A 20386-nucleotide genomic window follows, 5' to 3' on the forward strand; every position below is an offset into this window, starting at 1 on the left:
CCTCATCGCGGAGCGATTCGGGCGTTTCGGCAACGCGGCGAGGTGCCGCAGCTGTCGTCGCGCGCCCGCCAGGGGTTACGGGACAGCCCTTAGGCGACCACGAGCACGATCTTGCCGCGCATGTGTCCCCGGGCGGCGCGTTCGTGCGCGGCTCGGGCGTTCGCGAGTGTGGACGTGCTGTCGATCGCGACCCGGACCGCGCCCTCGTCGAGCAGGCGTCCCAGTCCGGCCGGCTGCGCGCCGCTGGAGCGGACCTGGGCGCTGGAGACCGTGACGCCCAGCTCCGCGGTCCCCTCCTCGTCGAAGTCCCCGGGGAGTACGGGGAACTGGGCGCCGCCGCGCTTGAGCGTCCGCAGGAGGCGCCTGCCGTCCGGACCGCCGACGGTGTCGAGCACGAGGTCCACGTCGCGCACGAGTTCCTCGGGGCGGCTCTTGGTGTAGTCGACGAACCGGTCGGCGCCCAGCTCGCGCAAGAACGATTCGTGTGCGCCTGAGGCCACCGCGATGACCCGAGCGCCCTTCCACTTCGCCAGTCGCAGGGCGAAGTGCCCCACGCCGCCTGCGGCTCCGTTGACGAGCACCGTCGTAGCGGCGTAGCGGCGTCGAGCGTCCTCAGTTGACGAGCACCGTCGTAGCGGCGTAGCGGCGTCGAGCGTCCTCACGGGATAAGGGCTCGCCCGCTTCCCACCGGTGTTCAGGAACAGACGGGCTCGTGGGGCTCGGGCCTCGGTGGGCGGGGGCACCGTTGGCGCGGGGGCCGGGCGGTGGCACTTTCCCCGGGCGTACGGTGGCGGACCCGCGTCGAAGACCTGGGTCGTCCGGCCACAGGACCAGGAAGCGGAGCCCTCTCACAGAACACGGCCTAGTCGCGGACGGGGGCGGGGCGCGTGGCCTCAGCCGGCGCGGGAGGACTGTGCGGGGAGGGGGCCGCGAACACCCGGTGCAGCAGTGGGCCGGTCATGGCCGTGGTGATGAGCGCCATGAGCACCATGACCGTGAACAGCTGGGGGCTGATGAGGCCCAGGTCACGGCCGATTCCCAGGACCATGAGTTCGGTGAGGCCGCGAGCGTTCATGAGGACGCCGAAGGCCCCCGCTTCCCTCCACGGCATGGCCCACAGGCGGGCACCGAGCGCCGCGCCGGCGAACTTGCCGATGACGGCGACCGATACGACCAGCAGAAGGACCATGTAGCCGTTCGCACGGAGGCTGTTGATGTCCACGGACAGGCCGGTGGTCACGAAGTAGACGGGCAGAAGGATTCTCGCGGCGTGCTCCAGGGGAACTGCCACCCTCGCGCGCAAGGCGGGCCGGCTGTCGCGGGGCATGGCCAGGCCCAGGGCGAACGCTCCGAAGATGGCGTGGACGCCGATCGCTGTCGTGGCGACGGAGGTCAGGAGCACTGCGGCGGAGATCGCCGCCGGCAGGGCGGGGCCGGAGGTGTCACGTATGCAGCGGGCCAGCAGCGGACGGACCAGAAGGGCCACGACCGCGACGAAGACCCCGGTCAGCGCGAGGACGGTGACAGCGTGCGTGCTCTCGCCCGTGCCCGCCATGGCCACGGGCAGGGCCAGCACGCACCAGGCGGCGACGTCGCCGAGGGCGGCGCAGGCCATGGCCAGGTGACCGACCCTCGTGTCCGCGAGCCCCTGGTCTGTGAGGATGCGCGCCAGGACGGGGAAGGCCGTGATGGAGAACGCCGTGGCCAGGTAGAGGACAAAGGCGGTCCGGTCGGTGTGCTGGGGGCCGAAGTTCCCGTGCAGGGTCATCGCGGCCCCGGCACCCAGCGCGAACGGCGTCAGCACGGCGGCGGCCGCCAGGGAGGTCAGCGCGGGTCCCCGGCCGCGCAGGTGACGCGGGTCCATGTCCCACCCGGCCAGGAACATGAAGAGGACCAGGCCGATCTGGGCGACCGCGGACAGCACGGGCCGGGCCTCCGGGGGGAAGAGGTGACCGGGCAGATCGCCAGGAAGCAGGCCGAGAAGGCTGGGCCCCAGGATGATCCCGGCGGTGACCTCGGCGATGACCGGGGGCTGCCCCAGTCGGCGCGCGAGGGGCACGAGTGCCGCGCCGGCGAGCAGGACGATCGCGATGTCGGCCAGAACGATCGCCTCGGTGGACAACGTAAAGGGGTTGCTCATCGCTCCTCCATGACGGACACCTCGTCTGGCACGGACCGACGCCCCTGGCCGGGGGGCGAGGGGCGTCGGGGGGCTCGCGGTCGGCTAGCCGTGGTTCTCCGCGGCTTCCAGGGTGAGGGGGTGGGTGGCCAGCGGGGTCACCTTGAGATCCGCGTAGGGACGGATGGGCAGGGACGCCAGCACACTCTCCAGCGCGTCCGCGTCGGCAGCCGACCAGATGCCGACGTTGCCGCGCTGGCCGGGCACGCGCCAGATGTGCTTGAGGACGCCTGCGGCGATGAGTTCGTGCGCGTGCGCGTGCTCGCGCTTGACGACCTCGTCGCGCTCCTGGGCGGGCAGGTCGTAGACGCGGGAACCGTCGAGATGGATCATGAAGTCCACAGCAGTGCTCCTTGGGTTGGTCGGTCGATGAGCTCCGGGGGTGATCGTGCGGCCGGGGGTGGTCCAGCCCCTCAGCTCGTTCGGGGTTCGTCGGCGGAAGCCGGGACGATGTCGGCCGTGGCCACCGCGGGCCCCGGCTGTGGTGCGCTGACGTGCTGATGGCCGGCTGGCAGGAAGCGGACGACGCCCAGCGTCGTGACGATCAGCAGTGCGGCCCCGATGATGAGGCTGATGCGCATGCCGGTCATGAAGTGGGCCGAGTCGGCGATCAGTGCGCCCAGCAGGGCGACACCGATCGCTCCGCCGAACTGCCGCGCCGCGCTGAGCACTCCGGACGCCAGCCCGGCCCGCTCGTGCGGCACTGATTCCAGCATGGCGGTGGTCAGCGGCGGGATCGCCAGTCCCCCACCGATGCCCAGGGGGACAAGCAGAGCCAGCAGAAGGGGCGTGGGAGTGTCCTCGGTGACGAAGAGCAGGCCGAGGATGCCCAGCGTCTGGATGATCTGTCCGATGACGAGCGGCAGGCGGGGCCCGTGGCGGTTGGTGAGCTTGCCCGCCAGCAGATTGACCAAGGTGGTGAAGGCCGTCATCGGAATGAACATGACGCCGGCCATCAGGGCCGAGGCTCCGCGGTGCTCCTGGAAGAAGATCGTGAAGACGAAGACCAGGCCGTAGTACCCCAGGTTGAGAGCCAGACCGGTACTGGTGCACACGGCCACGGCGGGATTGCGGAACAACGACAGCGGCACGGCTGGGTTGCTCTGGCGGGATTCGGCCGCCAGGAACACGGCGGCGGCGATGACCGCCACCACGAAGCCGGCGACGGTGGCCGCGTCCGTCCAGCCGCTGGAGCCTCCGTTGATCACCGCGAAGACCAGGGCCGCGAGGGCGAGGACGGCCGTGACCTGGCCGACCGGGTCCATCGGCGCCTGGCCGCGTGCGGATCGCGGGGCACGCAACATGCCGACCAGCGCGACGACACCCACGGGAAGGTTGATGAAGAAGATCCACCGCCAGCCGAGCCCCGTGGTCAGGGCCCCGCCGACGACGGGTCCCGCGGCGACGGCGGCCCCGCCGCCCGCGGTCCACCAGGCGATTCCGCGGGCTCGCAGCGAGGGGTCGTCGTAGGCCTGGCGCACCAGGGCGAGCGAGGCCGGCATCATCACCGCTGCTCCGGCTCCCTGCATGGCCCGCGCGATGATCAGTACGTCCAGGCTGGGGGCCAGCCCGCACAGCGCGGACATCAGGGTGAACACCGACAGGCCGATCGTGAACGCCCTGCTGGCGCCGATGCGGTCCGAGATCGCGCCCGCCGACAGCAGCAGCGCGGCGAAGAGGAGGGTGTAGGCCGTCACCACCCACTGGAGCGCCGAGACCTGACCGTCCCACTGCGCGCCGATGCTCGGCAGGGCGACGTTCACCACCGTCGTGTCGAGCGTGATCACGAAGAACGCGAGGCAGGCGACGAGGACGGTGGCGTTGGGGCTCAGCCTCGGCCGGAGGTCGGCCGCCGACGCCCTGGAGGGAGAGCCGGCGGCAGCTCGCCTGCTCACAGCGTCCTTTCGAAGTGGTCACGCACGGAGTCCAGGGCGGGGCCCACTGTCGATTCCTGGTCGTAGAAATCGAACTGGGAGCCTGTCGTCCACCGCAGTTCCTTGGGCACGGTCAGGGCCTTGTGGAAACGACGGGCGCCGTCGGGTACAGCGGCGTCCGGGCTGTGCAGCAGGAAAGTGGGGGCCGTGCAGTCGGGGGCGACCGCGATGGGGTCGAAGGTCAGCCACTGCGGCCAGCTCATGACCGCGAACCGGTTGCCCCACTGCGGGATGGCACCCCGGTCCGCCTGCAGGTAGTAGTCGAACGGACCGTACATGGCGGCTCGTTCGTCGGTGTCGCTGGCCGCCGGGATGTAGTCGACTTCGCCGGACGCCTCGAACTTCTCGCGTGCCGCCTCGCCCAGAGTCATCCGCTCACGGACGCCGTCCGGACCGCCGTAGATGTCCTCCACGAGCGCCGCGTCGTGCAGCCAGGGAGCCACCATGGCGACGGAGCGGATCTGCGGGCCACGCGCACCGGCAACGGCGACGTATCCGGCGCCGGCGCAGATCCCGAGGGCGCCGACGCGGGAGGCGTCGACATCGGGCCGGGACTTCAGATAGTCGACGGCGTTGAGGATGTCCGTGACCTTGCGCTCCGGTGACTCGAAGTTACGCGGGTCGCCCTTGGACGCTCCGTAGCCGCGGAAATCGAAGGCGAGAGCGGTCAGACCTCGTTCGGCCAGTCCGGCCGCGTAGTGGCCCGCCATCTGCTCCTTGACGGTGAGCCAGGAGCCGACGACGAGCACCACGGGGGCGGCGTCCCCCGCCGGCCGCGAAGCCGGCTGGTACAGGTCGCCGCGCAGGTCGGCGCCCTCACTGGGGAACACCACCCCCTCGACGCGCACGTCACCGTTGGGGTTCATGAGGTCTCCCTTCCGAGGTAGCGCCAGCGCTGGGCGCGCTCCGCACCACCATGCTAACCAAGTCGCTTGACTGTTTGTCAAGCTACCAGTCATCGAATATGACTTCCTTGTTGACAAGGAAACGATGGCGCGGTCACTCTCGACCGATCAGCGAACAAGGAGACGAAGATGACGCAGGATCAGCTCGCCCCGCCGCGCGACGCCCAGTCAGTGGGGCGCTACTTCCTCGACCAGATCGGCGGTGGGCGGCTCGAAGCGGCGTTCGCCTGCCTGGCCGACGACGTCGTGATGGAGATGCCGTTCGCCCCGCCGGGCAGCCCCACCCGGCTGGAGGGGGCCGAGGCACTGCGCAGTCTGTACACGGGGGTGGCCGGCGCCGCCCAGTCCATCGAACTGCCCGTCAGTGCCACCTGGCCGTTCGCCGACCCCGAGTGGGCGCTGGTGGAGTACACGGGGCGGATCGTGCAGCCCGGCGGGCAGGAGTACACCAACGTCTACCACGGACTCTTCCGTGTGGTGGACGGCAGGATAAAGCTCTTCCGGGAGCTGTACGACACCTACCGGTTCGCCGAGCAGGTACCCCTTGAAGCCCGTCGGGCCATGTTCCCGACCACCGACGAGGGGTGAGGGCCGTGCCCCGAGACACCGCCCGCTCTCTTGGCGTGGGAGTCCCCCTGTCCGGCGCCTGGGCGACCCCCGGCACCCAGGTGCGCGTCGCCCAGCAGGCCGAGGCCCTCGGCTATCAGTCGCTGTGGACCTTCACCCGGCTGCTCTTCCCCTTGCAGAGCAACGATGCCGAGTGGTCGTCCGACTTCCAGCCCGCCTTCCACTACGGAGTGGCGGAACCGCTCATCACCCTCGGCTTCCTGGCCGGACACACCGAGCGGATTCGTCTGGGGGTGTCCGTGCTCAATGCGCCCTTCTTCGCTCCCGCGGTCCTGGCCAAGCAGCTCATCCAGCTCGACCGGGTCTCGGGCGGAAGGCTCGACGCGGGCCTGGCGCAGGGCTGGTCCGAGGAGGAGTTCCGGGCCGTCGGCCTTCCCATGGAGCGACGGGTGGCCCGCACTCTGGAGTACGTGGAGGTGCTGCGCCGGATGTGGGAGCAGGACCAGGCGGAGTTCCACGGGGAGTTCACCGAACTGCCCCGCACCCTGGTGCGCCCGCGTCCGGTCCAGCCGGCCTTCCCTCTGCTGCTCGGCGGCTCCACCGAGAAGGCCTGGGCGCGGGCCGGCCGCCTGGCCCAGGGGTGGGTGAGCCCCGGTTTCGTCACCGTGGCGGAGGTCGCCGACGCCGCGTCGGGTGTCCGCCAGGCGGCTGAACGCGCCGGCCGGAGCGCCGACGACATGCGCGTCGTCGTGCGGGCGACCGTTTTCCTCGGCGAGCAACTCGGTTCCGGTCGCCCGCCCTTCAACGGTTCGATCAACCAGATCCGCTCGGACATCGAGCAGATGCACGACGTGGGTGCCACCGAGGTCTTCCTCGACTTCAACTTCGACCCGCGCGTCGTCGGTCCCGGCGCGGACCCGGCCGGTTCCCTCGGCCGCGTCGAGGAAGCGCTGAGCGCACTCGCGCCCACGCGCCGCCCCGTACCCGCAGCGCGGTAAGAGCCACGCCACACGACTTGGAGACATCATGATCGATGCGATTTCGCGGCTGATCACGGGCTGCCGGCCTGATGGCACCTCGGTGGTCGAGGCGAGCGGACCACTGGCCCCGCTGACCGTGGGCGCGCTGCCCGGCGTCGAGTTCTACCAGATCTGGGGGCGCAACGAGGCCGCTCTCCTGGGCGACGGCGGCTCCGAGGCCGCCTTCGCCCCCTACTTCCCCGAGGTCGGCGGGATGCGCTTCGTGATCCTGCGCTGGCCGCCGGAGACCGGCCGGGGGCCGGAGGGCGATCCCGGCGCACTCGCGGCCGAGGTCGAAGAGGTCTTTCCCGGGCTGCTGCGGTGCCTGACACCGGATGAGAAGGGCCACCACGCCACCAGCACCGTGGACATGTCGGTGCTCCTTGAGGGCGAGCTGTGGCTCCAGCTGGAGGACGGCTCCGAGACCCGCCTGACCCCGGGGAGCTGCGTCGTCCTGCGCGGCAACCGGCACGCCTGGTCGAACCGCAGCGGTGAGCCCGCTCTCATGGCCAGTGTCTTCGTCGGCGCGAACGAACTGGCCCGGCAGGCCGCTTGACCGGCCGCCGCGTCCGGGGGTTCCCACCGGCCGGCGGCTTCTTTCCGAGGGGCGCCACATCGTCATCCGTACGGGACGTGCGGGCAGACGGGCGGCGCCCCTCGGTGCGCTTCGTACGCCGACCCGCGGTGCCCGCTCGGCGATGTCGACGGGGCCCGCCGGCACCGGGGCAAGCCGGTGACGCGACCGGGCGCCGCGCTCAGAGGGCGCCCACCCGGCCGGGGGCGACGCCCTGGCCGGGCAGCCCGGCGTCGGCGAGGGCCTGCTGATAGGCCGCCGTCGCCTCGGTGACGTATCCGTGGTGCTGCCACAAATCCGCGATCTGGCGCCACACCCCTGCCGTCGACCGCCCGGGGCGCAGCTGGCGCAGCTGCTGTTGCGCGGCCGCCAGCGTGTCGGTGGCCTGTGCGCCGTCCCCGGCGTCGAACTGGGCGCGGGCCAGCACGGTGCGGGCCTGGACCGTCTCCGGGCGCGGTTCGTCGCGCAGCGACTCCAGCGCCCGGGACACGTGCTGCCGGGCCTCGTCGGTCCGCTTCAACTGCAGACAGGCGAGCGCCAGGTGGGTCTGCGCATGCGCCCGTTCGGCCGGTGTTCCGACGTCCGCGAGCTGGGTGTGCGCCTGTTCGAGGAGCTGGTGTGCCCGCTCGGGGTCGGCCGGGTCGCAGTCCAGCAGCAGTGTCCCGTAGGCGGCGGCGAGCAGGGCGCGGTGACGCACGTGGTCGCTCTCGGCCAGCAGTGCGCGGGCCCGCTCGGTCAGTGCGAGGGCTTGGTCGACGTCCCCCTGGGACTGCGCCACCAGGGCCGCGTTCCAGTAGGTCTCTCGCCGCGCGATCCGGCCGCCCCACTCGTCGGCCACCCTGATGAGACGGTCGGAAACGAGGCGGGCCTTGGCCAGATCACCGCGTGAGCGGTAGCAGCCGACCAGGACGGCACCCAGCTGGATGTGGTCGTCGGTGGCCTGCAAACCGAGCTGGTCGAGCCGGCGCAGGGCCCGTTCGCCGATCTCGACGCTCAGGACGTTGTCGCCGAGCGACTGGTGGCAGCGGACCAGCGCCGTGGCCACCTGGCTCCACTGGGCCGAGCCCGCGACGCAGCGCGGGTCCTCGTACAGCACGGTGAGGGCTTGGACGGCGGCCTCCAGACGGCCGAGCTGCTCCAGCGCCAGCGCCTGGCCCAGGCGAGCGCGCCGCACGGTGTCCTCGGGAAGGACGGGCGTCGAGGCGAGGACCTCACTGAACGCCTGCAGGGCCTGCCCGGCGCGCCCGTCGTGCAGGGAGAGGTCGGCGAACGCCGCCTTGAGCTCCAGTTCCCGGGTGTGGGTCTCGTCCTGGCCGGTGAGCAGGTAGTTGGTGGTGCAGCCCAGGCGTTCGGCGAGGAGGGCGACGACGGCGCTCGACGGTGTGCGCTTGCCGGACTCGATCAGCGAGATGTAGCTCACCGAGACGTCGCCGCTGGCGAGGTCCTGCTGTTTGAGGCCCCGGGCACGGCGGAGGTCACGAAGCCGTCGGCCGGTGCCTTCACCGTCTTCGGCGGTGCTGTCCACAGTCGTCCTCCGGGCTTAGTGGTGAGTCATCAACATGGCCGCACGAATTTTACAGGAAGTTTGACAACTAGCGCCATCGCTGGTGAAGAAATCGCCCCCGCCCCGGTCCCCGCGCACGGGGCGCGACTTCAGGTTGTACAACGTCGCTTTTCGCGGCAGAGCCCGGGACGCCGTTAAAGTCACTGCGAGTGACAGCGGGCACCGCGTCGGCGATCCGGGCTGCTCGCGGACGCGTGCGGGGCACGAGAACAGGAGACGGGCATGTTGGGACCGATGCGACGCGCTGCCTTCTTCGACCTCACCCATCTCGCGCGTCCGGCGGACGAGGAGCCGGCCCTGGAGCAGGCGCTGGCCAGGCACCGGGCAGAAGGGGATCTGGTGGTGCTCGTCATGGAGGCCCACCAGCGCCCGCCCCGGCCTTTGGCGGCCGAGGAGCTCCTGGTGCGGCTCTCCCCGTACGCCACCGGCGAACTGGAGAAGTGCGCGGCGGTCATCGACGCCATGGCCCGCCTGTGCATCGACCCGGCCAGCTGCTTCGGCTACGGGGACTGGTGCGCCGGCACGGGGCTGCTGAGCGTCGTGGGCAATCCACGTGTCCTCACTTGCGGTGGCTGTCCGGCGGACAGCCTCGAACTCGCCCAGAAGCGCGGCTGGCCCGTCGTCATGTCGGCGTCCGCCGTGTAGAGGTGCCGACGATCGTCCCGCCCGCCGAAGCCCCGACCTCTCACCCCCGGATTCCAGGAAGTCCCCCATGCCTGTGCCGTCGCCCGCCCCTTCGTCCCGGATACGCGTCGATCTGCTCACCAAGGAGTTCCCCCCGGAGATCTACGGCGGTGCCGGCGTCCACGTCGCGGAACTCGCCACCGAGCTGCGCGCACTGGTCGACCTGGAGGTGCGCTGCTTTGGTGCGCCGCGCGACGCACCGCACGTGACGGCCTACGCGGAACCGGCGCTGTCCGCCGCGCCGAACCCGGCCCTGCGCACCCTCGGGGTGAACGTGGAGATGGCCGCGGGCTGCGCGGGGGCGGATCTGGTCCACAGCCACACGTGGTACACGAACGGGGCGGGCCGGCTCGCGCAGGTGCTGTACGGCGTTCCGCACGTCGTCACCACCCACAGCCTCGAACCGCTGCGCCCCTGGAAGGCCGAACAGCTGGGCGGCGGCTACGCGTTGTCCTCGCTGGTGGAGGGCGCGGCACTGGAGACCGCGGACGCGTTGATCGCCGTCTCGGACGGTATGCGTCAGGACATCCTGCGGGTGTATCCCGGCGTGGACCCCGACCGGGTGCACGTGGTGCACAACGGTATCGACACCGGGGCCTACCGTCCCGACGAGCGCACGGAGGCGCTCGAACAGCACGGGGTGGACCCCGAGCGGCCCATCGTCTTGTTCGTCGGTCGCGTCACCCGGCAGAAGGGACTGCCCCAACTGCTGCGTGCCGCCTTCGCCATGGACCCCAGGGCCCAGCTCGTGCTGTGCTGCGGGCAGCCGGACACTCCCGAGATCGCGGCCGAGACCGCGGCGCTGGTCGACGAACTGCGGCGGGTCCGGGACGGGATCGTGCGCATCGACGGCATGCTGGACCGGGCCGGCCTCCTGCAGTTCCTCACGCACGCGTCCGTGTTCGTGTGCCCGTCCCTGTACGAGCCGATGGGCATCGTGAACCTGGAGGCCATGGCCTGTGGCACAGCCGTCGTGGCCACCGCGACGGGCGGTATCCCGGAGGTCGTCGCCCATGAGGAGACCGGTCTGCTGGTGCCCGTCGAGCAGGAGCAGGACGGAAGCGGCACCCCTCTGGACCCCCAGCGCTTCGCGGCCGACCTCGCGGCCGCCGTCAACCGGCTCCTGGCCGATCCGGACCACGCCGCCCGCCTCGGCGCGGCCGGACTGGCGCGGGCACGGAAGGAGTTCGGATGGGACGTGGCCGCCCGGCGGGCGCACGCCGTCTACCGGTCCGTACTGAATTGAAGGCGGCCGGAGCTGTCGGGCCGGACCTCATGATGTGCGTTTGTTTTCTTTGCCTCCGTCACCCTGTGCACCGATAGATTTACGGACATGCCTCAAACGACTTCCGCGCACCAAGTAGAAGACGTCCCAGAGCATTCGAGACCCACGCAGGGGAATTCCCCCTTCGAGGGTCGGGAATACAGATCCGGGGGGCCCGCGGCGGCTATCCCTGAGCCCCCTCCGAAAAGTGGGGCACGGGTCACGACCCTGGAGCTGTTCTTCGACCTCGCGTTCGTCTTCAACTTCACCCAACTCGCCCGAGTCCTCAGCCGTGACATGACGCTGCGCGGAGTCGGCCAGGTCCTGCTGGTCTTCTGGCTCCTGTGGTGGATGTACGGCGGGTACGCGTGGCTCACCAACCATCTCCCCCCGCACCGCAGGCACCACCGGATCCTGCTGCTGCTCGGCATGGCCTCCTTCCTGATCATCGGTCTGGCCACACCCAACGCCTTCGACGGGGACGGTGTCGCATTCGGCATCGGTTATCTGGTGATCGTCTCCGTACACGCGACTCTCTTCGCCTCGGGCGGCACCGGGGCGGCCCACACCATGCTGCGGATCGCCCCATTCCACACGGTGGGCGCGGCGCTGATCATCTGCGCCGGCTTCCTGGACGGCTGGGTCGTCTACGCGCTGTGGGCCTCGGCCGTCGCCCTGGAGATCGTCGCACCCGTGGTGACGGGGGTGTCGGGCTTCGAACTGAAGCCGGGGCATTTCGTCGAGCGCCACGGACTGCTCATGATCATCGCGCTCGGCGACTCGTTCCTCGCCCTCGGCATCGGCACCGACGGTGGCCAGGCGGGGCCGTCGGTGGTGACCACCGCCGTGCTCATCTTCGTCATCCCGGCAGGTCTGTGGTGGGTGTACTTCGACGAGTCCGAGAAGGCGTGGCGCGCCGAACTGGCCCTGGAGCGCCAGGACGCGGTGAGCCGCTCACGACTCGCGCTCGCCGCCTTCTTCTACGCGCACGTTCCCATGCTGCTGGGGCTGATCCTGATCGCCGCGGCCGTCAAGAAGACCATCGTGCACCCCTACGAGCCCTTGGCCACGGCCCCCTCCGTCGCACTGGCCGGTGGTGTCGCGCTGTACCTCGGCGGCATCGCGTGGTTCCACAGGATCCTGAAGATCGGCCCCCAAAGGTTCCACTTCACCGCCGCGTTGCTCGCCGTCCTGGCCATCCCCATGGGCCATTCCGGGTCGGCGGTGGCTGAAGTCATCCTGCTCGGCGTCCTCATCGGCGCCGCCCTGCTCAGCGATCATCGCTGGACCAAGAAAATGGCACACCTCTATCACTGAAGAAAGAAGGATCCATGAGTTCTGTGGCCGACCGGCTGGACGTCATCGAGACCTGCACGCGCATGGGCTGGTACATCGACCAGCGTGAGTGGCAGGCGCTGGAGGACGTCTTCAGCGAGGAGATCATGCTCGACTACACCAGTCTCAACGGCGGCGAACCGGGCCCGGTGTCCAGGAAGGACCTGATCGGCGCCTGGTCGGGGCTGCTCGGCCAGTTCGCGGCCACCCAGCACCTGCTGAGCAACTTCCTGGTGGACGTGCGGGGCGACAGCGCGGTCGCCACAGCCATGTTCCAGGCGACGCACCGCATGCCCAACGAGCACGGCGGCCCGCTGTGGACGCTCGCCGGCACCTACCGCATCGACCTCGAGCGGACGGCACAGGGCTGGCGGATCAACGGCGTGGTGATGACGGCCACGTGGGCCGACGGAAACCAGCATCTGTTCGCCCGCGCCGCCCAGGCCCAGTCCGCCGATTAGCAGAAAGCGATATCAGAAAGTCGGCCACCATTTCCTTGCCGCTTTCCAGGTTTCTCACCGAGGATTTTCCTGGAATTCCTTCCCCTTCTAGGAGAGTCCATGAGCAACGTCACGGAAGAAACCAGGAAAGTCGTCCGGCGGTGGTTCGACGCACTGACCTCGGGCGACTTCGAGACCGCCCTCGACACACTCGACGAGAATGTCGAGTGGATCAACTACACGCCGGTGCCCGGCTACAACGACGACATGAAGTGGATCGGCAGCTACCGCGGCCGGGAGGCCGTCCTGGAGACCCTGAAGGTCTTCACCGGCGCCGTGGACGTCCGCTTCGAGAAGTTGGTGAATCTGGTCGTCGACGACGACCAGGCCGCGGGGGTCATCCACGAGATGTCCACCGTGCGGGGCACCGGCGTCGAGTTCGAGATCGAGTTCATCCAGTGGCTGACGGTGCGGGACGGCAAGATCATCCGCTGGAAGTCCTACACGGACCCCTCGCAGATCATCCGCGCCCTGCGCGGTGACGTGTCGGGGCAGGAGGCCGCCTGATGAGTGCCGAACTGATCCTGGCCGTACGTGCCCGGGACACCGCCAAGGTCACCGAGCTGCTCGCGGCAGGCGCCGACGCGAGCCACCGTGAGGCGGACACGGGCCTGACCGCGCTGATGATCGCGGCCGGCCAGGCGGACGCCCCCACGGTCCGCACCCTGATCGGGGCCGGCGCCGACGTACTCACCACCGACCGCAGGGCCGGTGCCACCGCGCTGCACAAGGCCTGCCAGGGCGGCAGTCTCGAGGTGGTGCGGGCTCTGGTCGAGGCCGGGTCCTTCGTCGACGCGGTGGCGCCCACCACCGGTCACACCGCGCTGATGGACGCCCTTTGGTACAAGTACCCGGACATCGTCGCGTACCTCCTGGACCAGGGCACCGTGCTGCAGGTCTACACGCACTACGGCTTCTCGCTGGAGCAGCACTTCGCCTACGAGCTGAACGTCAACACCTTCGGCAAGGACCAGCTGCTCCGCGCCGAGGAACACCTCAAGGCCCGGCGGGCCGCGGACGAGCGTGCGGTGGCCGGCCAGGAGCTGATGGCGGCGACCGCGCAGGGCGAGACCGAGCAGGTGCGCAAGCTGCTGACGGCCGGTGCCGCCGTCGACGAGCGCTCCCCCAACCTGAGCGGCTTCAACGACAGTCACACCCCGCTGCTCGTCGCCTGCCGTGACGGGCACGACGAGATCGTCGAGCTGCTGCTCGCGGCCGGCGCGGACGTGAACGCCGTGGAGCCCACCTTCGGCGCGGTCCCGCTGCACAAGGCCGTCTACAACGGACACGCGGGCATCACCGAGATCCTGGTCCGGCAGGCGGGTGTCGACCTCGACTTCCAGGGCGCGACCAACGGCTACAGCCCGCTGCACGACGCGCTCTGGCACGGTTACGAGGACTGCGCCCGCACCCTCGTCGAAGCCGGTGCCCGGCTCGATCTGCGCGGCCACGACGGCAAGACGCCGCTCGACCTGGCCGTCGAGGTCTTCGGCGCCGGCCATGCGCTCACCGAGCTGATCCGCACCCGCGGCGCCCGCTGATTCCCCGGATCACTCCCGCCGACCGCCTCCGCACAGACTTGGAGTCACCCCATGCTGTTCTACGTACAGATGAAGTGGAAGCACGAGGGGCGCATCAGCCTCGACGAGCTGTGGGAGCTCGAACAGGAAGAAGCGGCGCACGCCCAGGAGACAGTGGACTCGGGCTTCTGCGTCGGGATCTGGAAGGTGGCCGCGCAGAAGCGGGTCATCGCCATCATCGAATCGCCGGACGCCGAGGAACTGGACCGCACCGCTCTGGGCAGGCTGCCCATGCGCGAGTACCTGGAGTTCGAGACGGTCTGGCCGCTGCGCGACTACCTCGGTTTCGCCGAGGACGTCAAGCAGCGCTACAAGGTCTGAACGCGGCGGGGAGTCCGAGCTCATGAGCCGGGAACGTACACGCACCGCCCTCGTCACCGGCGCCAACCGCGGGATCGGTCTCGAAACCGTCCGTCAGCTGGACCGGGCCGGGCTCAACGTCGTACTGGCCGCGCGTGACCGCGCGCGCGGCCAGGCCGCCGCCCGTACCCTCGGCAGCGCGCACATCCGGATCGAGGAACTGGACGTCACCGATGCCGGGAGTGTCGCGGCGTGCGCCCGGCGGCTGGCCGATGACGGCGTCGCCGTCGACGTACTCGTCAACAACGCCGGGATCTATCCCACCGACGCGTTCTTCTCCCTCGGCGAGGACACTCTGCGCCACGCCCTGGACGTCAACCTCCTGGGAGCGTTCCGCACCTGCCAGGCGTTCTGCCCCGGCATGGCGGAGCGCGGCTACGGTCGCGTGGTCCACGTGTCCTCCGGTCTCGGAGCGCTGAACGGGAACGTGCCCTCCCCCGCCGCCTACGGCATCTCCAAAGCGGCGCTCAACGCGCTGACGCTGGTGGTGTCCGCGGCCGTTCCGTCCAGCGTCAAGGTCAACGCGGTCTGTCCGGGCTGGGTCCGTACCGACATGGGGGGCCGAGCGGCGCCGACGAGTGTCGAGCAGGGTGCCGACACGGTGGCCTGGCTGGCGCGGCTGCCCGATTCCGGTCCCAGCGGCGGCTTCTTCCGCGACCGCACAAGGATCGACTGGTGAGTGGGTCGCGGTCCTTCGCCGGAGTGGTGGAGGTGGCTCCCCACCTGTTCTTCGCGCCTCTCGGCGCCGGTGCGCGTGCGGGACGCGTCGCAGGACACTCCGCGCGGCCCTCCCGCGAGGCATGATCCGGCGACGCCGGCTCCTGCCGTGCGTGCCTGGGCCGACGCCGGGCCCGGCCCGTCCCGGCTCCACGGCCGCGCCGCGATCGAGGGCCGGCGTCGCGACGCGGTCATCGGCGACCGCCTCGACGCCGGCCCCACCTCCCCCCGCCCTTCGGCCCGGCGGGGTTCACGGCCCTGTTCCGGGCCCGGTACGCGTGCGACGCCGAGCACGTGTGATCCCTCGCGCCACGTCCGACCGCCGTCCCCCTGAGGAGACTGCCATGCGCCACCGTCCTTCGATATCCGCCGTGGCGCTGGCCGCCGCGCTGCTGACCGGCTGCTCCGCGCAGGGGGACGCTTCCCCGCACGGCGCGCGGCCGACGGCGTCACCCACCACGCGCACCGAGAGCACGGCCGGCGCGACCCCTGAGGCCACCTCGGGAAGCCGCGGAAAGAACGCGGCGGTGGACCCCGCCGCCCAGGCCTACGTCGACGCGGTGGCCCGCGAGGACCTGGACGCGCTCGTGCGCGCGTTCCGTCCTGACGCCCGGCTCATCGACGTCGATCGCACGTTCAACGGCCGGGACGAGATCCGCGACTGGGCCCGCGACGAGGTCATCGGCGGCCGTCTCACCGTCTTGAAGAACACGCCCACCCGCGACGGGACGACGCTGCTGGTGCGGTTCGCCCCCGGGGGACGCGGCGGGTTCAAAGCCCACTACGCCTTCGACGTCCGCGACGGGCGCATAGCCCGGCTGAACCTGCAGTACGCCTGATCGCGCCGTCGCCCCCTCTTCCGTTCTCTTCCAAGGAGTGGCCCTCCCATGAGCACCGCCACCGCACCGGGGGCCGGTAAGCCCCGCAACAACCTCGCCCTGGGCGCCCTCGGTCTGGGCGCCTTCGCCATCGGGACCGCCGAACTGGTCATCGTCGGCGTCCTCAACCTCATCGCCGACGATCTGGACGTCTCCCTGAGCACGGCCGGCCTGCTGGTCACCGCCTACGCGCTCGGCATCTCGATCGGCGGCCCGATCGTCACCGCGGCGACCATCAGGATGTCGCGTCACACGCTGTTGTGCGCTGCCCTGGCCGTCTTCGTCCTGGGGAACGTGGCCGCCCTTTTCGCCGGTGTCTTCGGTCTGCTGGTGGCCGCGCGCGTGCTGTGCGGTGCCCTGCACGGCCTGTTCCTCGGTGCGGCCTCCGCCGTCGCCACCGGCCTGGTCGCCCCGGAACACCGCGGCCAGGCGGTCGGTCTCGTCTTCGGCGGTATCTCCGTCTCCACGGTCTTCGGCGTGCCGCTGGGCACCTTGCTGGGCCAGAGCCTCGGCTGGCAGGCCACGTTCGCCGGTGTGGCCGTCCTCGGCGGTATCGCCCTCGCCGTGATCGTGTTCGGGGTGCCCGCGGTCAGGGGCAGCGGTTCGGGTGATCTCACCTCGCAGGCTCGGCACGCCTTCCATCCCCGGGTCCTTGCCATGCTGGGGGCCCAAGTACTGCTCATGGGGTCGCAGTTCGTCGCCTTCACCTATCTGGCGGCGTACCTGGAGGACGTCACCGGCATCGACGGCGCCATGGTGAGCGTCTTCCTGATGATCTTCGGTGTGTTCAGTGCGATCGGCACGTTCGCCGGCGGACGGTTCGCCGATGTCAACGCCTCGCGGACGCTGCTCGTGGGCAACACCGTCCTCATCGTGGGCCTGGCGGGCCTCTACGTCTTCGGCGAGAGCAAGCCGATGGTCGGGGTGGCCCTGGCCCTGTGGGGTGTGGTCGGTTTCGGTGTCACCCCGGCGCTCCAGTTGCGCGTCATCTCGCTGGCCGGTCAGGGCGGCGACCTGGCCGCCACGCTCGGCGCCTCGGCTGCGAACGTGGGCGTCGCCTCGGGGGCCGCGATCGGCGGCTGGGCTCTGGCCTCCTTCGGCATCGAGGACGTCCCGCTGACCGCTCTGGTCTTCGCGGTGATCTCCCTGCCCGCGGTGTGGGCGACCCGGTTCCTGAAGGTGCCCTCCCCCGCCGCCCCGGTCAGTGTCGCACTCGCGCGGAACTCTGCCGCCGACGACGGCACCCCGGTCACCACGGGCGGCTGAACCCCGCCCTCGCTCCGCCACAGCCCGCTGCCGGGTGTCCGACTACACCCCGGCAGCGGGCTTCCGCCGTGTCAGATACCGCTCACCCTGGCCACGGAGAACGGCAGGTCGAGGGTGGCGGAACCGAACTGTGAGCGCAGGACGTGCAGGGACCCGCCCAGGCGCACCAGCGCCGTGGGATGCTGCAGCGCCGCGTCGCCCAGACGGCTGGTGACGGTCGCGGTCGTACGGTCGGCCGACAGCGTGAGCCGGATGATCGCGTCCGAGGCGAACTGGACGGCCCACAACTGGTTCTTCTCCCACAGCAGGCCGTCGGCGGAGAGGAGGGTGCCGCCGCTCACGGTGATCTTGCGTATGCCGCCGGTGGCGGGCTCGAGTCTGAAGAGTTCGCCGGAGGCCATGTCGGCGGTGATGAGGTAGGTGCCGTCCGCGTCCGACTCGATGCCGTTGAGGGTGATGGCCCCCTGGGGGTGCGCGGCGACGAACCCGTTCAGATCGAAGCCGACGCTCAGGGTGGTGGTCCCCGCGACGGCGATCGTGTCCTCGATGGTGGCGGCGGGCAGCCGGTAGACGAGCTGGAGCAGCGAGTCGGTGAGGTAGGCGGTGCCGTCCGGCGTCATGTCGATATCGTCGAGCAGCGAGGCGCCCGGCGTGGGGCTGACGAAGCGGGCCAGGCGCGTGCCGTGGACCGTGTCGTACACCGTCACCCCGCTCGCGTCGTCGACCCACAGCCGGCCGTGGCGGTCCACCTCGGTCCCCATGGCCTGGGTCCGGCCGTCGGTGCCCGCGGGCAGGAAGACCTCCGCCCGCGTCTGTCCGGCACGGGCACGGTAGACCGCACCGGTGGTGAACGAGGTGACGTACACATCCCCGGTTCCCGGGTCCACGGCCATGCTCTCCGGGTAGGCCTGGTTCCCGGGCAGCGAGATGGCCCGCGCCACGGTGAGAGCTTCGGTACGGGCGTCGGCCTCGGTGGCCGGCGACAGGACGACGCCGATGAGCGCGCAGGCGCAAGCCAGGGCGCGGGCACTGATCCAGCGGCGGGTACGGGAGAGCGGCATGGGTCCTCTTCTCGATGAAGGTGTTCCCGCCGCAGGTGTCCGGGCGGGCGAGAAGGACCATAGGCCGATTCCGCCCGTACAGCGGAGGCCTGAGGGGCCTCACTGCACGGGCGGAGGAGGTGAAGAGCCAGCTCAGAGGGTGTTCAGGGCAGGCGGCGGGGGCCGGGAGCCGCTGGCTGGAAAGGAGCGACTTTCGTACGTGGCGCACCGCGTTCCGCATGGTGGGCCACGTTCCGTTTCGGTCCCTCCGTCAGTCGGTGGCCGCGGTGGACGGCTTCGGCTCCACCGGCCGGGCCAGCACCACGAGCCGCCGGGAGGTCGCCACGGGATACTCCTTGCCCCGCCACACCATGATCCGCCCGGCGATCGGCTCGGTGAAGCGGGCCGCCAGCGGGCCCAGGGTGACCAGCAGCAGGACGTAGGCGGTGGCCATCGGGCCGAGGGAGGGGTCGACCGCTCCGGCCGAGACGGCCAGCCCGGCGATCACGATGGAGAACTCACCGCGCGCGACCAGTGCGCCCCCGGCCCGCCATCTGCCCCGCTGGGCGATGCCGGAGCGTTTCGCGGCCCAGTGGCCGGTGGCGACCTTGGTCAGCAGGGTGAGCACCGCGAGCACGAGGGCGGGCGGCAGCACCGAGGGGATGGTACTGGGGTCGGTGCTCAGGCCGAAGAACACGAAGAAGACCGCGGCGAACAGGTCCCGCAGCGGCATCAGCAGGTGATGCGTGTTCTCGGCCACCTCTCCGGACAGGGCGATTCCCACGAGGAACGCGCCCACGGCGGCGGAGACTTGCAGACGCTGCGCGATACCGGCCACCAGCAGTGTCGTGCCGAGCACCACGAGCAGGAGCTTCTCGGGGTCGTCACTGGAGATGAAGCGGGAGATGACACGCCCGTAGCGCACGGCGACGAACAGGACGGTGCCGACCGCGGCGAGCGCGATGGCGAGGGTGAGGCCGCCGGCCAGCCAGCCAGAACCGGCGAGCACCGCCGTCAGGATCGGCAGGTAGACCGCCATCGCGAGGTCTTCCAGGACGAGGACGCTGAGGATGACGGGGCTCTCCCGGTTGCCCAGCCGCCCCAGATCGCCGAGCACCTTGGCGATGACGCCGGACGAGGAGACCCAGGTGACGCCGGCCAGCACCACGGCGGCCACCGGTCCCCAGCCCAGCAGGAGTGCCGCGGCGGCGCCGGGCAGCGCGTTGAGGAGGAAGTCGACGCCGCCCGCGGGGGCGTGCGTCTTGAGGTGCGCGACGAGATCCCCGGCCGTGTATTCCAGACCGAGCATCAACAGCAGGAGCACGACGCCGATCTCGGCGCCGACCTCGATGAACTCCTCGCTGCCGGCCAGCGGAACGACGCCCCCCGCGCCGAAGAGGAGCCCGGCCAGCAGGTAGAGCGGGATGGGTGAGAATTTGAGTCGCACGGCGAAGCGGCCGAGCAGTCCGAGGACGAGGACGACCGCGCCGAACTCGATCAGGAAGACCGCGGAGTGCATGTGATCAGCTCCGCTCCATGATCTCGTGGGCGCCGTCGACGCCCTCCCGGGTGCCGACGACGATCACGATGTCCCCGCCGTGCATGCGGAAGGAGGGGGTGGGCGAGGGGATCGCGTGGGAGCGCCGCATGACGGCGACGACGGAGGCGCCGGTCCGGGTACGCATGCGCGTCTCCCCGAGAGTGCGGCCGTTCCAGTGCGAGGTGCCGGTGATGGTGATCCGCTCGGCGATCAGCCCGAAGTCGCTGGTGTGCAGCAGGTTCGGGTTGTTGTGGCTGGGTAACAGCGCGTCGACGAGGGACAGGGCTTCCGCGGCGGTCAGCGCCAGCGAGAGACCGCAGGAGTCCGGGTCGTCGTCATGGTGCACGTTCAAGGTGCGCCGGCGGTCGTGGTGCGCGATCACCGACAGGGTGTCGTGGCGCCGTGTGGTGAGCTCGTACTGCACGCCGATTCCGGGCAGAGGGGTGGTCCTGAGGCGGGGAGCGGGCATGGTGCCTCCTT

At 70.6% G+C, this 20386-nt stretch carries 21 protein-coding genes and 1 pseudogene; 13 read left to right on the forward strand and 9 right to left on the reverse strand.

All coding sequences use genetic code 11. The features are described from left to right. Window positions 1-89: 89 nt before the first annotated feature. The 5 genes and pseudogenes from ACFYMP_RS19990 to ACFYMP_RS20010 all read right to left on the reverse strand — a co-directional run. Window positions 90-593 (reverse strand): annotated as a pseudogene (locus ACFYMP_RS19990) (zinc-binding dehydrogenase); the annotation flags it as partial. Window positions 594-862: 269 nt separating this feature from the next. After that, window positions 863-2140 (reverse strand): cation:proton antiporter, encoded by a 1278-nt coding sequence (locus tag ACFYMP_RS19995; RefSeq protein WP_388859055.1) that lies wholly within the window; start codon window positions 2138-2140, stop codon window positions 863-865. Window positions 2141-2224: 84 nt separating this feature from the next. Then, on the reverse strand, window positions 2225-2512 hold the full coding sequence (locus tag ACFYMP_RS20000; protein WP_388859661.1) for a muconolactone Delta-isomerase family protein: 288 nt from the start codon (window positions 2510-2512) through the stop codon (window positions 2225-2227). 80 nt (window positions 2513-2592) lie between these two features. Further along, the gene (locus tag ACFYMP_RS20005) at window positions 2593-4074 is read right to left on the reverse strand and encodes an MFS transporter (RefSeq protein ID WP_388859058.1); all 1482 of its coding nucleotides are present in this window, start codon (window positions 4072-4074) and stop codon (window positions 2593-2595) included. Then, on the reverse strand, window positions 4071-4979 hold the full coding sequence (locus tag ACFYMP_RS20010) for an alpha/beta hydrolase (RefSeq protein WP_388859061.1): 909 nt from the start codon (window positions 4977-4979) through the stop codon (window positions 4071-4073). The genes ACFYMP_RS20005 and ACFYMP_RS20010 overlap by 4 nt, the downstream gene beginning before the upstream one ends. A 168-nt stretch (window positions 4980-5147) precedes the next feature. On the opposite strand from ACFYMP_RS20010, the gene ACFYMP_RS20015 reads away from it, so the two are divergent. The 3 genes from ACFYMP_RS20015 to ACFYMP_RS20025 are packed head-to-tail and all read left to right on the forward strand — an operon-like array spanning window position 5148 to window position 7160. Further along, complete coding sequence (locus ACFYMP_RS20015; RefSeq protein ID WP_388859064.1) at window positions 5148-5606, forward strand: nuclear transport factor 2 family protein; 459 nt, start codon at window positions 5148-5150, stop codon at window positions 5604-5606. Window positions 5607-5641: 35 nt separating this feature from the next. Then, on the forward strand, window positions 5642-6583 hold the full coding sequence (locus ACFYMP_RS20020; RefSeq protein ID WP_388859067.1) for a TIGR03619 family F420-dependent LLM class oxidoreductase: 942 nt from the start codon (window positions 5642-5644) through the stop codon (window positions 6581-6583). 28 nt (window positions 6584-6611) lie between these two features. Beyond that, window positions 6612-7160 carry a hypothetical protein gene (locus ACFYMP_RS20025; RefSeq protein ID WP_388859070.1) on the forward strand — a complete coding sequence of 183 codons (549 nt, stop codon included), beginning with the start codon at window positions 6612-6614 and terminating at the stop codon, window positions 7158-7160. 199 nt (window positions 7161-7359) lie between these two features. On the opposite strand, the gene ACFYMP_RS20030 is transcribed toward ACFYMP_RS20025, so the two are convergent. Beyond that, entirely contained in the window at window positions 7360-8703 is a 1344-nt protein-coding gene (locus ACFYMP_RS20030) for a helix-turn-helix domain-containing protein (protein ID WP_388859073.1), read from the reverse strand. A 261-nt stretch (window positions 8704-8964) separates the two neighbouring features. Here ACFYMP_RS20030 and ACFYMP_RS20035 point away from each other — a divergent pair, with 261 nt between their 5' ends. From ACFYMP_RS20035 to ACFYMP_RS20080, 10 genes are all read left to right on the forward strand, one after another. After that, window positions 8965-9387, forward strand: coding sequence for a hypothetical protein (locus ACFYMP_RS20035; protein WP_388859076.1), 423 nt, complete (start codon window positions 8965-8967; stop codon window positions 9385-9387). 100 nt (window positions 9388-9487) lie between these two features. Further along, on the forward strand, window positions 9488-10672 hold the full coding sequence (gene glgA, locus ACFYMP_RS20040) for a glycogen synthase (protein ID WP_388859664.1): 1185 nt from the start codon (window positions 9488-9490) through the stop codon (window positions 10670-10672). A gap of 87 nt (window positions 10673-10759) precedes the next feature. Further along, window positions 10760-12007 carry a low temperature requirement protein A gene (locus tag ACFYMP_RS20045; RefSeq protein ID WP_388859079.1) on the forward strand — a complete coding sequence of 416 codons (1248 nt, stop codon included), beginning with the start codon at window positions 10760-10762 and terminating at the stop codon, window positions 12005-12007. Window positions 12008-12021: 14 nt separating this feature from the next. After that, window positions 12022-12486: a nuclear transport factor 2 family protein gene (locus tag ACFYMP_RS20050; protein ID WP_388859082.1), complete on the forward strand. Its 465-nt coding sequence runs from the start codon at window positions 12022-12024 to the stop codon at window positions 12484-12486. 99 nt (window positions 12487-12585) lie between these two features. Then, window positions 12586-13032, forward strand: a complete 447-nt coding sequence (locus ACFYMP_RS20055) for a nuclear transport factor 2 family protein (RefSeq protein WP_388859084.1) — start codon at window positions 12586-12588, stop codon at window positions 13030-13032. Further along, the gene (locus tag ACFYMP_RS20060; RefSeq protein ID WP_388859087.1) at window positions 13032-14066 is read left to right on the forward strand and encodes an ankyrin repeat domain-containing protein; all 1035 of its coding nucleotides are present in this window, start codon (window positions 13032-13034) and stop codon (window positions 14064-14066) included. The genes ACFYMP_RS20055 and ACFYMP_RS20060 overlap by 1 nt, the downstream gene beginning before the upstream one ends. A gap of 51 nt (window positions 14067-14117) precedes the next feature. Then, window positions 14118-14426 (forward strand): muconolactone Delta-isomerase, encoded by a 309-nt coding sequence (locus ACFYMP_RS20065; RefSeq protein WP_388859090.1) that lies wholly within the window; start codon window positions 14118-14120, stop codon window positions 14424-14426. A 22-nt stretch (window positions 14427-14448) separates the two neighbouring features. Next, window positions 14449-15144 carry an SDR family NAD(P)-dependent oxidoreductase gene (locus ACFYMP_RS20070; RefSeq protein WP_388859093.1) on the forward strand — a complete coding sequence of 232 codons (696 nt, stop codon included), beginning with the start codon at window positions 14449-14451 and terminating at the stop codon, window positions 15142-15144. Between the two features lie 382 nt (window positions 15145-15526). Then, the gene (locus ACFYMP_RS20075) at window positions 15527-16021 is read left to right on the forward strand and encodes a nuclear transport factor 2 family protein (protein WP_388859096.1); all 495 of its coding nucleotides are present in this window, start codon (window positions 15527-15529) and stop codon (window positions 16019-16021) included. Between the two features lie 48 nt (window positions 16022-16069). Next, window positions 16070-17326: an MFS transporter gene (locus ACFYMP_RS20080; protein ID WP_388859099.1), complete on the forward strand. Its 1257-nt coding sequence runs from the start codon at window positions 16070-16072 to the stop codon at window positions 17324-17326. A gap of 71 nt (window positions 17327-17397) precedes the next feature. Here ACFYMP_RS20080 and ACFYMP_RS20085 read toward each other — a convergent pair whose 3' ends face one another. From ACFYMP_RS20085 to ACFYMP_RS20095, 3 genes are all read right to left on the reverse strand, one after another. After that, entirely contained in the window at window positions 17398-18387 is a 990-nt protein-coding gene (locus ACFYMP_RS20085; RefSeq protein WP_388859102.1) for a superoxide dismutase, read from the reverse strand. 250 nt (window positions 18388-18637) lie between these two features. Beyond that, window positions 18638-19885 carry a cation:proton antiporter gene (locus ACFYMP_RS20090; RefSeq protein ID WP_388859105.1) on the reverse strand — a complete coding sequence of 416 codons (1248 nt, stop codon included), beginning with the start codon at window positions 19883-19885 and terminating at the stop codon, window positions 18638-18640. Between the two features lie 4 nt (window positions 19886-19889). Beyond that, window positions 19890-20375 carry a cation:proton antiporter regulatory subunit gene (locus ACFYMP_RS20095; RefSeq protein ID WP_388859107.1) on the reverse strand — a complete coding sequence of 162 codons (486 nt, stop codon included), beginning with the start codon at window positions 20373-20375 and terminating at the stop codon, window positions 19890-19892. Window positions 20376-20386 lie beyond the last annotated feature (11 nt).

The organism is Streptomyces sp. NPDC007088 (assembly GCF_042869355.1).
Classification (GTDB): domain Bacteria; phylum Actinomycetota; class Actinomycetes; order Streptomycetales; family Streptomycetaceae; genus Streptomyces.